The organism is Bacteroides sp. Phil13 (assembly GCF_001940965.1).
GTDB classification, from domain to species: Bacteria; Bacteroidota; Bacteroidia; order Bacteroidales; family Bacteroidaceae; genus Bacteroides; species Bacteroides intestinalis.
Map to the genome: position 1 here is coordinate 52,207 of NZ_MSHA01000091.1, position 16,528 is coordinate 68,734.

A 16,528-nucleotide genomic window follows, 5' to 3' on the forward strand; every position below is an offset into this window, starting at 1 on the left:
CAGGGGCGTCCTTTCCTATATATATACACTGTCGAAGTCGTTGAATTAAACTCATTATTGTAGGGGTATGGATTATCTCTTACTTCACTTTATAAGTGCACAGCCGTTTCCTCTCATGAAAATTCTGTTTACCCCAAATGATAGCTTTGTTAACCCCGCACGGTAACTCCATTTACATATCGCGGTAAAGGTCGTTACATGCCGAAGTAAAAGCCGTTACAATAAGGGGTAAAGGTTGTTACATACGGCGGTAAATGCTTTTACATCTTGCAGTAAACTGTCGGTAAATACAGTTAATTGATTATCAACAAACTAACAAAAGCCTATCAGCAATCTTTAATTCATTTCTTCAATTATAGATCACCCACACCAATCCACATCCATCTGTCAGAACCCCATTATAACCTCCCCAATCTTCTCTAAACAAATAGAGCTCCAGGTTGTTATGAACCCTGTATCACAAAAAACAACCTAAACCTATGAAGATTAAAGCTTGGAGCAGCGTGCTGCTCTTATCGTGCCTATGTTCTGCCGTCACGGCACAGAATGGCAACCGTTATCTGGAAAAACCGTTGCCCCGAGGCTGGGGGAATACGGTGGTTCCGAACTCTAAAACGGTCCCTACTTCCGCAGGAACCACTAATTCTACCATGGCATCCGCGAATGACAACTTATTCAGCGGACAAATATTACCGGTAGACGACCAGTGGTGGAAAGCATTCAACGACCCGGTACTGGACTCGCTAATCAGCGTGGCATCCGGCGAAAACTATTCCGTACTTGCAGCTATAGACCGCATGGAACAGGCACGTGCCAGCCTGCGGATGGAACGCAGTAATTTTTTCCCTTCTATTTCTTTAAATGGTGGATGGCTCCGCCAGCAAAGTAGCGGCAACACCACCGAATTGCCCCAATCCATCACACATTATTATGATGCATCGCTCAATGCCAGTTGGGAACTGGATATATTCGGAAGCATCCGGCAACGGGTAAAGGCGCAACGGGAAACATTCCAAGCCAGCCGTGAAGAGTACATCTCCGTACAGGTATCCCTCTGTGCACAAGTAGCTTCTGCCTACATCAACCTGCGGGAACTGCAACAGGAATTGCAAGTAGTGATGCACAACTGCCGGACTCAGGAGGAAGTACTCAATATAACCGAAGTACGCTACAACACGGGACTTGTATCGAAACTGGATGTAGCACAGGCTAAATCAGTGTATTTCAGCACAAAAGCATCTGTTCCGCAACTGGAATCCGGAATCAACCAATACATCAACTCGCTGGCTATTCTGTTGGGAACTTATCCGCAGGAAATACGCCCCACATTGGAAAGAATCGGGAAATTGCCCGACTACATGGAACCTGTTGGAGTAGGATTACCCGCCGATTTATTGCTCCGTCGTCCCGATGTGCGCCAAGCCGAAAGACTGGTTAATGCACAAGCCGCACTATTGGGAGCCAGCAAAAGCGACTGGCTGCCACAAGTATTCCTGAAAGGATCTGTAGGATATGCCGCTCGTGATCTGAAAGACCTGACCCGACGGAAAAGTATGACATTTGAAATTGCCCCAACCCTCAGTTGGACACTCTTCAGCGGAACAAAACTGGTGAATGCCACCAAACAGGCACGTGCACAACTGGACGAAGCAGTGCATAACTTCAACGAAACCGTGCTCACCGCTGTGCAGGAAACGGATAATGCAATGAATAATTACCGGAATTCCATCAAGCAGATTGTCGCCCTCCGGGAAGTACGAAATCAGGGACAAGAGACACTGAAACTCTCCCTGGAGCTTTATAAACAGGGACTTAGCCCTTTCCAGAATGTACTGGATGCACTCCGTTCGCTACTGACGTACGAAAACCAGTTGACGCAGGCGGAGGGTAGCTCACTGCTATATCTGGTGTCATTGTACCAGGCACTGGGAGGAGGATATACAGAGAACTGAGTAATAATTCCTAAACCATAACCATATATGAAAAATGAAATGTACATCATCCTCACGCTGATTCCGTTGCTGGCGGGATGTGGGGACAAAAAAGAAGCAGCGCGTGGAACGATGCCCGTTCCGGAGATAAGCGTAGCCAGCCCGGTGGTGAAAGACATCACACTGACTAAAGAGTATCCGGGCTATCTGAGTTCGGAAAAGACCGTCGACCTGGTGGCACGGGTGAACGGGACCCTGCAAACCATCGCCTATACTCCGGGAAGCAGAGTTCGGAAAGGACAGGTGTTGTTCGTCATCGAACCTACTATTTACCAGGACAATGTAGAACAGGCGAAAGCGGAACTGAACACCGCCCGAGCCAATCTGGAATATGCCCAGAACAACTATGCCCGTATGCTGGAAGCTGTGAAAAGCGATGCTGTAAGCCAGATACAGGTGTTACAGTCGAAATCAAATGTTGCCACTTCACAAGCGGCAGTCAGCAACGCCGAAGCTGCACTGAATACGGCACGCACAAATCTGGGCTACTGCACAGTCCGGGCGCCGTTTGATGGGACTGTCAGCCGGAATCAAGTAGATGTGGGCAGTTATGTAGGGGGAAGTCTGCAACCTGTCACCCTTGCCACGATCTATAAAGATGACCTGCTATACACATACTTCAATATCACTGATAACCAGTGGCTTGCCATGCTGATGCAACAAGGAACCGCACAACAGAAAGATACACTGCCCCGGCAAATCACTGTTAACCTGGGGGAAGACGGCATACAACCATATCCTGCCACACTCGATTACTTCGCACCCAATGTAGACCTGAGCACCGGAACTCTGAATCTGCGTGCCCGCCTGGACAACCCGAAAGGTTTACTGAAAAGCGGACTTTATGTCAGCATCACCTTGCCATACGGCAAAGAATCGCAGGCAATACTGATACCGGACGCGTCCATCGGTACCGATCAATTGGGAAAATATGTGTATGTAGTGAACGATTCCGATATGGTGCGCTATCGCCACATCGAGGTGGGACAATTGATAGACGACAGTCTGCGGCAAATAACCGGCGGACTCTCGCCACAGGAACGCTACGTCACCCGGGCACTTATGAAAGTACGGGAAGGGATGAAAGTGAAGCCCACCAGCAAATAACCAATCGTAAATAACTAAATACTAAGCTCATGTTCTCAAAATTCTTCATAAACCGTCCTATCTTTGCTACCGTGCTTGCGCTGCTGATCGTGGTGGCGGGACTGGTCACACTGGGCATACTCCCCATTGCGCAGTATCCGGACATTACGCCGCCTACCGTTCAGGTCAGCGCCGTCTATCCGGGTGCCAACGCGCAGACAGTAGCCCAAACCGTGGGTATACCCATCGAGCAGCAAGTAAACGGAGTGGAAGGCATGCTTTATATGTCCTCCAATTCCTCCTCATCGGGTGCCTACTCGCTTACCATTACTTTTGCCGTCGGAACAGATATCGACATGGCAACCGTACAAGTCCAAAACCGTGTCAGCGTAGCACAGGCTTCATTGCCAACCCCGGTAGTGGTACAGGGAGTAACCGTTCAAAAGCAGTCGTCGAACATTGTGATGTTCCTCACCATGACTTCCGAAAACAAGGAATATGACGGACTATACCTCAGCAACTACGCCACCCTGAACCTTACCGACCAGTTGACACGCGTGCCGGGCGTAGGCGCTGTCAATGTGATGGGAGCGGGAGACTACTCCATGCGTATCTGGCTGGACCCGGCAGCACTGCGTATCCGTAATCTTTCGGCAGCCGATGTTTACCAGGCCATTCAATCACAAAATGTAGAAGTCAGTGCCGGAGCTGTGGGACAACCTCTGCCGGGAAATCCAACTCCGGGTAACACCAACATTGGCAATGTCTCTTCCGGCAGCAATGCCCCTGCCTATCAATACAGTCTGACAGTGAAAGGGCGACTTTCGTCTCCCGAAGAGTTCGGCAATATCATCTTGCGAACAGAAGCGGGCGGGAGAGTGCTTCGCCTCCGTGATGTGGCTCACATCGACCTTGGCTCCGCATCCTATAGTGTCGTATCCCGACTGAACGGGCAACCTACCGCCGCCATTGCCATCTATCAACAACCGGGTTCCAATTCGCTGGATGTATCCAAAGGTGTGAAAGAGAAGATGCAGGAACTGTCAGAATCGTTCCCCAGCGGCATCCATTACAGTGTAACCCTGGATACGACGGACGTCATCCACGCTTCAGTAGACGAAGTGCTGGTAACTTTCTTGGAAACAACCCTGCTTGTGGTACTTGTCATCTTCCTTTTCCTACAGAATTGGCGGGCGGTTATCATTCCGTGTATCACCATTCCCGTATCACTTATCGGTACTCTGGCAGTGATGGCGCTCTTCGGATTCTCCATCAATACACTGACGCTGTTCGGACTGATACTTGCCGTGGCCATTGTGGTGGATGACGCCATTGTGGTAGTAGAAAACTCCACGCGCTTGCTTGATACGGGACAGTACAGTGCCCGGCAGGCGGTCATTCAGGCGATGGGAGAGATCACCGGTCCGATTGTGGGCGTAGTGCTGGTATTGCTTGCCGTATTTATTCCGACAATGCTCGTCAGCGGTATCTCCGGACAGCTTTATAAACAGTTTGCGCTGACTATTGCTGCCAGCACCGTGCTAAGCGGTTTCAACTCGCTGACACTGACTCCTGCATTGTGTGCCTTGATATTACAGCCTACAAAACCTGCACAGTCGCCACTTTTCCGGGGCTTCAACTTTGTGTACGACAAGACTCAAGGGATATATGATAAAACCGTGGGTTGGTTGCTCCGGCGTCCTGCTGCTGCACTGTTGTCTTATGCCGGATTTACGGCACTCGCCGTGATCCTGTTTATGAAGTGGCCCAGTACCTTTATTCCCGAAGAAGATGACGGGTATTTCCTTGCCGTGGTGCAATTGCCGCCTGCTTCAAGTCTGGAACGTACAGAAGCTGTCGGACGTGAGATCAATGAAATCCTCAACAGCTATCCCGAAGTGAAAAATTATATCGGCATATCCGGCTTCTCTGTCATGGGGGGCGGGGAACAGAGTAATTCCGGCACCTATTTCGTTATCTTGAAGAACTGGGACGAGCGTAAAGGAAAGGAACATACGGCCCAGTCTGTAGTAAATCGTTTCAATGCGCAGGCGTATGGAATTCAGGAAGCAGAAGTTTTTGCCATGGTGCCCCCTGCCATTCCCGGACTCGGTGCTACGGGCGGTCTACAGCTACAAGTGGAGGATCGTAACAACCTCGGCGCCACAGAAATGCAGCATGCTGTAGAGACGCTGATGGCAACCTACCACACCAAACCTGCATTGGCATCCGTCAGCAGTCAGTACCAGGCTAATGTACCCCAGTATTTCCTGAACATTGATCGGGATAAAGTACAATTGATGGGTATTCCGCTGAACAGCGTCTTCACTTCTTTGGGTTACTACATGGGAGCTGCTTATGTGAACGATTTCGTTGAGTTCGGCCGTATTTATCAGGTAAAACTCGGTGCACGGGATCGTGCCCAACGGATCATTGACGATGTACTGAAGTTGAGTGTACAGAATGCATCGGGAGAGATGGTACCATTTTCAGCCTTTATGCGGGTGGAGGAACAGTTGGGAATGGACCAGATCAACCGTTACAATATGTATTCCACTGCCTCCGTCACTTGCAACGTAGCCCCGGGAAGCAGTTCTGGAGAGGCGATACAGCAAATGGAGGCACTCTTTAAGGAGCAACTGGGCGATGAATTTGGTTATGAATGGACGTCAGTAGCTTATCAGGAAACGCAGGCAGGCACAACGACAACCGTTGTGTTTGTAATGGCGTTACTCGTTGCCTTCCTGGTACTTGCAGCACAGTACGAGAGTTGGACGAGCCCGGTAGCTGCGGTCATCGGACTTCCGGTAGCATTGTTGGGAGCGATGATTGGCTGTCTCATTATGGGAACACCTGTCAGCATCTATACACAAATCGGCATTATCCTGCTTGTGGCACTGTCGGCAAAAAATGGTATTCTGATTGTAGAGTTCGCCCGCGATTTCCGTGCGCAAGGCAACTCCATTCGTGATGCGGCATTCCAGGCAGGGCATATCCGCTTGCGGCCTATCCTGATGACATCCCTGGCATTTGTATTCGGTGTGATGCCATTGCTGTTTGCTACGGGTGCAGGAGCGGAAAGCCGTATTGCACTGGGAGCTGCTGTCGTGTTTGGTATGGCACTGAATACACTGCTTGCCACAGTTTATATTCCTAATTTCTATGAGTTGATGCAGAAGATACAGGAAAAATTAGAAAAGAAGCAGATAGAAGAAAAGACTGAGAAGGTTTAGATCCTGATTAGTCTCATTGAAAAGGGCTACACCCTTTGCCTCAGATGGCTACACCATATCCCCCAAAGGGTGTAGCCATCCGGGGTAAAGGGTGTAGCCCTTTTTAATGGATATTATAACGTCTGATAATCAGGAATATCCGGAAGAAAAGTATAGCTATTCCGCTCGTAATCCATCCGGCAGCAATAGTGTTGCATTCCATTACTCACTACCAAGTAATCTACTTTCAGCACCATATTGTAGCGCGTAATCTGATTGAACACCGCTTGCGTAATCTCTATGTCCGGCGCTTTATACTCCACAATCATCCGTGCCGTGAGGTCACGACGGTAAAGCACTGTGTCACAACGTTTCTTCGTTCCGTTGAGCTGTACCTGTACCTCGTTCGCCATCAATGTCTGCGGATATCCTTTATGGTTCAGCAGAAAATGTACGAAATGCTGGCGTACCCATTCTTCGGGCGTCAGTGCTACAAATCGGCGCCGTATCACGTCGAAAATAGCAGGTTTCCCTTCACGGTTCACGACTTTAGCATCAAATACAGGTAAGTTTAACGATAACATATTGATATGTGATAAGTGATTAACAAATTTCCGAATTCTACTTTTTTATTGTACTTTTGTGAGTTAAATAATCGCTCCCTGAAAGTATTTAGGGAACAAATTTAATGAAATCTTATGAAAACAAAGCAAGAAATCGTAGCTAACTGGCTGCCTCGTTACACAAAACGTAAGCTTGAGGACTTTGGAGAGTATATTCTGTTGACTAACTTCAACAAGTATGTGGATATTTTTGCGGAGAAGTTCAATGTGCCCGTTCTTGGTAAAGACGCTAATATGACGTCTGCTTCAGCAGAAGGCATGACCATTATCAACTTTGGTATGGGAAGCCCTAACGCTGCAATTATCATGGATTTACTAAGTGCTATACAGCCCAAAGCCTGCCTGTTCCTAGGCAAGTGCGGTGGCATCGATAAGAAAAACAGAATAGGGGATCTCATCCTTCCTATTGCCGCCATCCGTGGCGAGGGAACTTCCAATGACTACTTCCCGCCCGAAGTACCTGCGCTACCGGCATTTATGTTGCAGCGTGCCGTTTCTTCATCCATCCGCGACCATGCCCGCGACTATTGGACAGGTACCGTATACACTACCAACCGCCGCATTTGGGAGCATGACGAAGAATTCAAGGAATATCTGAAGAAAACCCGTGCCATGGCCGTCGATATGGAAACAGCGACTCTCTTCAGCTGCGGTTTTGCCAATCACATCCCTACCGGAGCCATCTTATTGGTTTCTGACCAGCCGATGATCCCTGAAGGAGTAAAAACCGATAAAAGTGATAATCTGGTTACCCAAAACTACGTAACCGAGCACGTTGAAATCGGCATCGCATCCCTGCGTATGATTATCGACGAGAAGAAAACCGTAAAACATCTGAAATTCGACTGGTAAAAACGAATATGGCAAAACAGGAAATCACGTGTGATGACATCTTAAAGGAACTGAGAGCGAAGCAATACCGTCCCGTCTATTATCTCATGGGCGAGGAACCCTATTACATCGATCTCATTTCCGACTATATAACAGACAATATTCTGACCGAAACGGAAAAGGAGTTCAACCTGACCGTTGTATACGGGGCAGATGTGGATATAGCTACTGTTATTAATGCCGCCAAGCGCTATCCGATGATGTCCGAGCATCAGGTGGTGGTGGTAAAGGAAGCGCAGAATATCCGTAATATGGAGGAGCTTTCTTATTACCTCCAAAAACCGCTGCTTTCTACCATATTAGTAATATGCCATAAACATGGCGTACTGGATCGAAGAAAGAAGCTGGCTGCCGAAATCGAAAAGACTGGTGTCCTGTTTGAATCTAAAAAAGTGAAGGATGCGCAACTGCCTGCATTCATCACTTCTTATATGAAACGCAAAGGTATTGACGTGGAACCTAAAGCCACTGCCATGCTGGCCGATTTCGTTGGCGCCGACCTCAGTCGCCTCACAGGAGAGCTGGAAAAACTGATCATTACACTTCCAAAAGGTCATACACGCGTTACCCCCGAACAGATAGAGAAGAACATTGGTATCAGTAAGGATTATAACAACTTCGAATTACGCAGTGCCCTCGTTGAAAAGGATGTCCTGAAAGCTAATAAGATAATAAAATATTTTGAAGAAAATCCGAAAACAAACCCTATTCAAATGACTTTATCTTTACTTTTTGGATTCTTTTCTAACTTGATGTTGGCCTATTATGCCCCTGAAAAATCGGAGCAAGGCATAGCCAACATGTTGGGACTACGCACCCCTTGGCAGGCCAAAGACTATCTTGCAGCTATGCGTCGATATAATGGAGTAAAGACCATGCAAATTATCGGAGAAATACGATATGCAGATGCAAAATCTAAAGGAGTGGGAAATCCATCTTTAAGTGACGGGGATATTCTTCGCGAACTGGTCTTCAAAATCCTGCATTAACAGCTTTTTTCTTCTATACACTCTTCATTAAACAAGAAATTTAGCTTTTCCTTCCCCCCTTCCACCGTTCCCAAACGTACTGTTCATAGGTAATAGAGTGTGGAAGGGTATCTGAAATACATACAACGCATTCGCAGAGACAGATGGTCTATATACAGTGAACAGACCATTTATCTGATATAAACACATGGTCTATTTGCATTAAATAAACCATGTGTTTATATATAATATATTCTCCTGTCCCGAGCAAAGCAGGCATATTTTTATAGGAAAACAATATACTTTTTCTAAGAAAAAGGAAAATTATATTTAGAAAGTGGTCAACAGATCAATGGAAATAGATCATCTATTTCTTATTTTAGAAGAGATTATACTTGTTAACTATATCAGCAATAATAGAGAAAGAAAATGCTATTTTCACTATCATTATGTCATTTCTCACTTAAGAAAGGGTTATTTTTCTAGAATGAGAGAATTTTAGAACTAAAAATCAGGGTATAATATACTGTATTACAACCAAATACACTTCAAATAAGCTCCTGAGAATTAAGAAATTCCAAGTTCCCGATCATTTATACAGAAATAAAGCAAGGATTTACAATTACGAAGACTTTAGAACATATCAATTGAACTCTCCTTATTTTAGTGTAACAAATTCTTTCTGTAATATCGAATCTATCATCAAGAATAAATGCAATTAGAAAAGGAAATAGTTGCTATTTCAACTATGAAATATTAAAAACGTAATATCACTATGTTTACAATTGAATATATAACAATTATACATATAACAAACGTAATCAAAAGTTATAATACACAATTGTAATAAGACTGTTTTTAATGAAGTAATGGTAAAATAACAAAGGTAATAGGATAGGGGTTAACGAGGAATAAAACAACAATCAAATCACTAATAATCAATACAAATATAGCCATTTATATGATCTATCAGTTCATAAATAGAGAAATCAATGAGAAAACAATTGTAATATGGGATATACCACAGAAAGAACTTAAACTTATATACATAATAACCAATAATATACATGGTTTTATTAAAGTAAAAATATGGGCTTAAAATCTAGGTAATATATATCATCACATTTGTATATATAACATTTGAAATAATAAACACACAATTGTAATATAAGAAAATTCACACTTTTAATTTGCTTTTGTAACTTCATTTCTTTACTTTTGTAAACCAAAAGAGAATCAATACAATTGTAAACATCACCTATATCGCAACAGTTATGAGCATAAAAGATAGGTTCAAAATGATCATGGATCGGGAAAAATTAACCGCAGGCGCATTTGCCGAAAGTATTGGTGTAGCTCAAGCTACCATCTCACATATTTTAGGTCCGCGTAATAAATATCCAAGTACAGAAGTTATTCTTCGTCTACATCAAAGATATAATGATATCAATTTAGAATGGCTACTTACCGGGCAAGGTGAAATGAGTAATACGTCTTCCGATTCTGACCCTTCTATCGAGAGTGGATTCGACTATCCATTATTCGCCGAGAATTCCGTAAATCCGTCCAAAGAGACAGGTTCGGCCGAAAATCGCAAGGAAATCGCATTAGAAACGCCTGTAAATGCCACTAAAGAGATTGTAAAACAGGAGATTATCTATAAAGAAAGGCCTCCCAGAAAAATCACTGAAATAAGAATTTTCTTCGACGATAATACGTACGAGACGTTTAAACCCGAAAAGTAAGGCTCATAAACGACTATTTGCACAATTTCCCGTATCTTTGGATAAGATAAGCATCTCAGCAGAACTTTTTCATGCAAGCATGAAAGTTCTGCATTCGATTTGCATTATCTTTGTACCCTGAAGATAAAATTCACCTCTTTATATAGGATAATGAAAAAATACATTTTAGATTTGACAGTGACTGAGAACGTCCGACTGCACGCTAATTATGTGCTATTAAAACTGACGTCTCCGTCTCCGCTTCCGGAAATGTTTCCGGGACAATTTGCGGAAATACGTGTGGACGGATCTCCAACTACTTTCTTGCGCCGCCCCATTTCCATTAATTATGTAGATAGACAACGCAATGAAGTGTGGTTTCTGATCCAACTGATTGGAGACGGAACCAGGCAATTAGGCGAAGCAAAAGCCGGAGACACGGTCAACGTAGTACTTCCTTTGGGAAATGGCTTCACAATGCCTGAAAAGGCTTCTGATAAGCTTCTGTTAGTAGGTGGAGGTGTTGGTACAGCTCCCATGCTTTATCTGGGCGAGCAATTAGCTAAAAACGGCAGTAAACCGACGTTCCTTCTGGGAGCAAGAAGTGATAAGGACTTGCTGCAACTGGAGCAGTTTGCAGCTTATGGTGATGTATATACGACTACCGAGGACGGCAGTCATGGCGAAAAGGGATATGTGACACAACATTCCATATTGAATAAGGTGCAATTCGAGCAGATTTACACTTGTGGCCCTAAGCCTATGATGATGGCGGTGGCTAAATATGCCAAAAGTAAAGATATAGCTTGTGAAGTATCATTGGAAAATACAATGGCTTGTGGTATAGGTGCTTGCCTCTGTTGCGTAGAAAATACAACGGAAGGGCATTTATGTGTATGTAAAGAAGGTCCGGTTTTTAATATAAACAAACTATTATGGCAGATTTAAGTGTAAACATTGGAGAATTACAAATGAATAATCCGGTGATGACGGCTTCCGGTACATTTGGGTATGGTGAAGAGTTTGCCGATTTCATTGATATTACGCGAATAGGTGGTATAATTGTAAAGGGTACGACTCTTCACAAACGTGAAGGTAACCCATATCCGCGTATGGCGGAAACTCCGTCAGGTATGTTAAACGCTGTGGGACTGCAAAATAAGGGAGTAAATTACTTTATTGAACAGATATATCCGCGTATTAAGGACATTGAAACTAATATGATTGTAAATGTTTCGGGTTCTGCCATAGAAGATTATGTAAAAACAGCAGAAGCCATTAACGAACTTGACAAAATTCCTGCCATTGAATTGAACATCTCTTGTCCCAATGTAAAGCAAGGTGGAATGGCTTTTGGTATCACTGCAAAAGGAGCCGAAGAAGTGGTGAAAGCTGTGCGCGCAGCTTACAAAAAGACACTTATCGTAAAGCTGTCTCCTAACGTGACAAGCATCGCTGAAATAGCCCGTGCAGTAGAAAATGGCGGCGCAGACAGCGTTTCATTAATTAATACACTGCTTGGAATGGCTATAGACGCGGAACGCAGGCGTCCTATACTCTCCACTGTAACAGGTGGTATGTCCGGTGCAGCAGTAAAACCAATCGCACTCCGCATGGTATGGCAAGTTGCCCAGGCGGTAAAAATACCTGTCATTGGTTTAGGAGGTATCATGAACTGGAAAGACGCTGTGGAATTTATGCTTGCCGGAGCTTCAGCCATCCAAATCGGTACGGCAAATTTCATCGATCCGGCAGTTACTATTAAAGTAGCGGAAGGTATAAACGACTATCTCGATAGACACGGATATAAGTCCGTGAAAGAAATTATCGGTGCGCTTGAGGTATAACCAATAACAAGTGAATATCATTCGCACCTATTTTACATAAAAAAGGACATTCATAGCGAATGTCCTTTTTCTATTTTTATACAACTGATTTATTCCTCTCCCAGCAAATCCGGGCGGAGTCTGCGCGTCCGTTCCAAAGACTGTTGCAACTCCCATTCTTTAATCTTAGCCTCATGCCCGGACAATAAAATTTCCGGAACTTTCCAACCATTGTAATCGGCAGGTCTTGTATAAACCGGAGCAGCCAAAAGATTATCCTGGAACGAGTCGGATAACGCTGATTGCTCATCGGAAATAACACCGGGGATGATGCGGACAATAGCATCCGCCATCACTGCTGCCGCCAGCTCTCCACCGGTCAGCACATAGTCCCCAATACTGATTTCTTTAGTGATCAGATGCTCGCGAATACGATAATCGATACCTTTAAAATGCCCGCAAAGGATAATAAGGTTCTGGGTAAGTGAAAGTGTATTGGCCATTGGCTGATTGAACTGCTCACCATCAGGAGTCGTAAAAATGACTTCATCATACTCCCGTTCTGCCTTCAAGGCATTGATACAGCGCTCTATAGGCTCTATTTTCATCACCATTCCGGCAAAACCGCCAAAAGGATAATCATCCACCCGTCGATATTTATCTTCAGTATAATCACGTAAATTATGAATATGTATTTCTGCAAGCCCTTTATTCTGAGCACGTTTCATAATGGAGCAATTGAAAAAGCCTTCAATCATCTCCGGTAGAACTGTTATTATATCAATGCGCATATTAATTTTAATTTTCTGCAAAAGTACAAATATTAGAGGAGAAACCTGTATTTTTGCGTTCAAACAATCTGAAATAGCTATGACTGCAAAAGAAAAGATAGATCAGCTCCGTGCCGAACTGCATCGGCACAACTACAATTATTACGTGTTGAATGCTCCCGAAATCTCCGACAAAGAGTTCGACGACATGATGCGGGAATTGCAGGAGATGGAGCGAGAACATCCTGAATATCAGGACGAAACTTCGCCAACCATGCGCGTAGGAAGCGATTTGAATAAGAATTTCACGCAAGTGACACACAAATATCCAATGCTTTCGTTGGGTAATACCTATTCTGAAGGTGAGGTATCTGACTTTTATGATCGCACTCAAAAAGCCCTGAACGAAGATTTTGAAATCTGTGCCGAACTTAAATATGACGGTACTTCCATCTCGCTGACATACGAAAACGGCAAATTAATACGTGCTGTAACCCGTGGTGACGGTGAAAAAGGCGATGATGTAACAGATAATGTGAAGACAATCCGTACTATCCCCCTTGTTTTGCATGGTGATTATCCCCAATTATTTGAGATCAGAGGGGAAATACTAATGCCGTGGGAAGTCTTTGAGGAACTAAACCGCGAAAAAGAGGCACGCGAAGAACCTCTTTTCGCTAATCCGCGTAATGCTGCATCAGGCACTTTGAAATTACAAAACTCTGCTATAGTTGCTTCCCGCAAACTGGATGCCTACCTTTATTATTTATTAGGAGAAGAACTTCCTTGCGACGGACATTATGAAAACCTGCAGAAAGCTGCACAATGGGGATTCAAAATCTCCGACCATATGAAGAAGTGCCACAGCCTGCAGGAAGTGTTCGATTACATCCATTATTGGGATACAGAACGGAAGAATTTACCTGTAGCCACGGATGGCATTGTTTTGAAAGTTAATAGCCTGAAACAACAGAAAAACCTCGGTTTCACCGCAAAATCTCCTCGTTGGGCCATCGCATACAAGTTCCAGGCAGAGCGTGCATTGACCCGCTTAAACAAGGTGACTTACCAGGTGGGAAGAACCGGAGCAGTAACCCCTGTTGCCAACCTGGATCCGGTACAATTATCGGGTACAATCGTAAAACGTGCCTCTCTGCATAATGCAGATATCATTGAAGGGCTCGACTTGCATGTCGGCGATATGGTTTATGTAGAAAAAGGCGGTGAAATCATACCCAAAATTACCGGAGTAGATAAAGATGCCCGGAGTATGATGGTAGGTGAAAAAGTGAAGTTCATCACTCATTGCCCTGAATGTGGCAGCAAATTAATCCGTTACGAGGGAGAAGCTGCGCATTATTGCCCCAACGAAACGGCTTGTCCGCCTCAGATAAAAGGAAAGATCGAGCATTTCATCAGCCGGAAGGCTATGAACATTGACGGATTAGGCCCGGAAACTGTGGATATGTTCTACCGATTAGGACTCATTAAGGATACGACAGATCTGTACAAGCTGACTGTAGACGATATCAAGAATCTGGACCGTATGGGAGATAAGTCGGCGGAAAATATCGTCAAGGGTATTGCCCAAAGTAGGGAAGTGCCTTTTGAGCGAGCATTGTTCGCCCTAGGTATCCGCTTTGTCGGTGAAACTGTAGCAAAGAAAATAGCTAAGTCCTTCACTGACATAGAAGAACTGGAAAATGCAGATCTTGAAAGATTGATAAATATCGATGAGATCGGTGAGAAAATAGCGCAAAGTATCATTTCCTACTTCGCTAATCCTCTGAATAGAGAATTAATAGAGCGACTGAAAATTGCCGGATTACAGTTTAGCCGAAAGGAAGAAGACCTGAGCGGCTATACCGATAAACTTGTCGGACAGTCTATTGTAATCAGCGGCGTGTTTACCCATCACTCCAGAGACGAATATAAAGATTTGATAGAGAAGAATGGAGGAAAAAATGTAGGTAGCATTTCTGCCAAGACCAGTTTTATCCTGGCAGGAGAAAATATGGGACCCGCTAAATTAGAAAAAGCGCAAAAGTTGGGTGTACAGATAATGAGCGAAGATGAGTTTTTAGCGCTCATTTCGTAACATTTTTCCAGTGAAATCTTTTTTATAGCTTATATTTGCTGTAGAAATCGAAAATATTCGTACTTTTGCGAGTCATTTAATTAGAGATTACTTAAATTTCACTCATGATACAGACTAAATTGAAAGGAATGGGGGTAGCGCTGATTACTCCTTTTAAAGAGGATGAAAGCGTTGATTACGATGCATTGATACGTTTGGTGGACTATCAACTTCAAAACAATACTGATTTTTTTTGTGTGCTGGGCACCACAGCAGAAACTCCGACACTGACGGAAGAAGAAAAAAAGAAAATCAAGAAAATGGTCATCGAACGCGTAAATGGTCGGATACCTATCCTGCTCGGTGTTGGTGGAAATAATACGCGTGCCATTGTGAATACGCTTCAAAACGACGATTTTACCGGAGTAGATGCCATTCTGTCTGTTGTTCCCTATTATAATAAACCTTCTCAGGAAGGTATTTATCAACATTATAAAGCAATTGCAGAGGCTACAGAGCTTCCAATTGTACTCTATAATGTCCCCGGCCGTACCGGTGTAAATATGAAAGCAGAAACCACGCTGCGCATTGCCCGTGACTTCAAAAATGTTATTGCTATCAAAGAAGCCTCCGGTGACATCACTCAAATGGATGATATCATCAAGAATAAACCAGCTAATTTTGACGTTATTTCGGGAGATGATGGTATTACCTTCCCTTTGATTACCTTGGGAGCTGTTGGTATCATATCAGTCATCGGAAATGCATTTCCACGCGAATTTAGCCGCATGGTAAGACTGGCATTGCGAGGAGATTATGCAAATGCATTGACTATCCACCATAAATTTGCCGAGTTATTCAAGCTTCTTTTTGTGGATGGCAATCCGGCAGGCGTAAAAGCAATGTTGAACGTTATGGGAATGATTGAGAATAAACTTCGCCTCCCACTTGTGCCTACCAGGATTACTACTTTTGAAGCCATGCGGAAGATTTTGGATGAGTTAAACATTAAGTGCTAAAAAAACAAAGATACTTCTTTGTAAAACATCCCCTGAGATAGATTATTTCATCTCAGGGGATGTTTTCTTTCGCCTCACAAGCTGATTTTTACTGTCTCATGAGACGGATGTATTCATCTCAGGAAAGAAATTAATACTTATATCTGCACAAGCACACAGTTATATCTGTATCAACTCACACACATATTTGCATGAGTCTACACAGATATAACTGTTACCCTACGGTGTATAACAAAAAACCTCTGCAAATTACTTTGCAGAGGTTTTTTGTGATCGCGACAGGATTCAAACCTGTAACCGGCTGATCCGTAGTCAGCTACTCTATTCAGTTGAGCTACGCG

Annotated in this window: 12 protein-coding genes and 1 tRNA gene; 10 read left to right on the top strand and 3 right to left on the bottom strand. The window is 44.1% G+C overall.

The genetic code is table 11. The annotated features are described in order from the left end of the window. Positions 1-479: 479 nt before the first annotated feature. From BWI44_RS18295 to BWI44_RS18305, 3 genes are read left to right on the top strand one after another with little or no spacing between them, the layout of a single operon-like run. Positions 480-1,952, top strand: coding sequence for an efflux transporter outer membrane subunit (locus tag BWI44_RS18295; protein ID WP_195210029.1), 1,473 nt, complete (start codon positions 480-482; stop codon positions 1,950-1,952). A gap of 27 nt (positions 1,953-1,979) precedes the next feature. Then, complete coding sequence (locus tag BWI44_RS18300) at positions 1,980-3,098, top strand: efflux RND transporter periplasmic adaptor subunit (RefSeq protein WP_195210028.1); 1,119 nt, start codon at positions 1,980-1,982, stop codon at positions 3,096-3,098. Between the two features lie 29 nt (positions 3,099-3,127). Continuing rightward, positions 3,128-6,310 carry an efflux RND transporter permease subunit gene (locus BWI44_RS18305; protein WP_138293214.1) on the top strand — a complete coding sequence of 1,061 codons (3,183 nt, stop codon included), beginning with the start codon at positions 3,128-3,130 and terminating at the stop codon, positions 6,308-6,310. A 113-nt stretch (positions 6,311-6,423) separates the two neighbouring features. Here BWI44_RS18305 and BWI44_RS18310 read toward each other — a convergent pair whose 3' ends face one another. Continuing rightward, positions 6,424-6,873 carry a type I restriction enzyme HsdR N-terminal domain-containing protein gene (locus tag BWI44_RS18310; protein ID WP_044532745.1) on the bottom strand — a complete coding sequence of 150 codons (450 nt, stop codon included), beginning with the start codon at positions 6,871-6,873 and terminating at the stop codon, positions 6,424-6,426. Between the two features lie 114 nt (positions 6,874-6,987). On the opposite strand from BWI44_RS18310, the gene BWI44_RS18315 reads away from it, so the two are divergent. The 5 genes from BWI44_RS18315 to BWI44_RS18335 all read left to right on the top strand — a co-directional run bounded on the left by BWI44_RS18315 (position 6,988) and on the right by BWI44_RS18335 (position 12,342). Further along, positions 6,988-7,764 carry an AMP nucleosidase gene (locus BWI44_RS18315; protein ID WP_007214225.1) on the top strand — a complete coding sequence of 259 codons (777 nt, stop codon included), beginning with the start codon at positions 6,988-6,990 and terminating at the stop codon, positions 7,762-7,764. A gap of 8 nt (positions 7,765-7,772) precedes the next feature. Further along, positions 7,773-8,792 carry a DNA polymerase III subunit delta gene (holA, locus tag BWI44_RS18320; RefSeq protein ID WP_195210026.1) on the top strand — a complete coding sequence of 340 codons (1,020 nt, stop codon included), beginning with the start codon at positions 7,773-7,775 and terminating at the stop codon, positions 8,790-8,792. A 1,253-nt stretch (positions 8,793-10,045) separates the two neighbouring features. Then, on the top strand, positions 10,046-10,516 hold the full coding sequence (locus BWI44_RS18325; protein ID WP_007662505.1) for a helix-turn-helix domain-containing protein: 471 nt from the start codon (positions 10,046-10,048) through the stop codon (positions 10,514-10,516). Between the two features lie 150 nt (positions 10,517-10,666). Continuing rightward, positions 10,667-11,443, top strand: a complete 777-nt coding sequence (locus BWI44_RS18330; RefSeq protein ID WP_138293216.1) for a dihydroorotate dehydrogenase electron transfer subunit — start codon at positions 10,667-10,669, stop codon at positions 11,441-11,443. Further along, positions 11,431-12,342: a dihydroorotate dehydrogenase gene (locus BWI44_RS18335; protein ID WP_195210025.1), complete on the top strand. Its 912-nt coding sequence runs from the start codon at positions 11,431-11,433 to the stop codon at positions 12,340-12,342. Before BWI44_RS18330 ends, BWI44_RS18335 begins: the two co-directional genes overlap by 13 nt. An 89-nt stretch (positions 12,343-12,431) precedes the next feature. Here the strand turns inward: BWI44_RS18335 and trmD are convergent, their stop codons facing one another. Continuing rightward, positions 12,432-13,112, bottom strand: coding sequence for a tRNA (guanosine(37)-N1)-methyltransferase TrmD (gene trmD / locus BWI44_RS18340; RefSeq protein ID WP_022210442.1), 681 nt, complete (start codon positions 13,110-13,112; stop codon positions 12,432-12,434). Positions 13,113-13,191: 79 nt separating this feature from the next. Between trmD and ligA the strand changes: the two genes are divergently transcribed. Further along, complete coding sequence (gene ligA / locus BWI44_RS18345) at positions 13,192-15,189, top strand: NAD-dependent DNA ligase LigA (RefSeq protein ID WP_117693831.1); 1,998 nt, start codon at positions 13,192-13,194, stop codon at positions 15,187-15,189. Between the two features lie 104 nt (positions 15,190-15,293). After that, positions 15,294-16,187, top strand: coding sequence for a 4-hydroxy-tetrahydrodipicolinate synthase (gene dapA / locus BWI44_RS18350; protein ID WP_195210024.1), 894 nt, complete (start codon positions 15,294-15,296; stop codon positions 16,185-16,187). A 273-nt stretch (positions 16,188-16,460) separates the two neighbouring features. On the opposite strand, the gene BWI44_RS18355 is transcribed toward dapA, so the two are convergent. After that, a tRNA-Arg gene (locus tag BWI44_RS18355) sits at positions 16,461-16,528 on the bottom strand.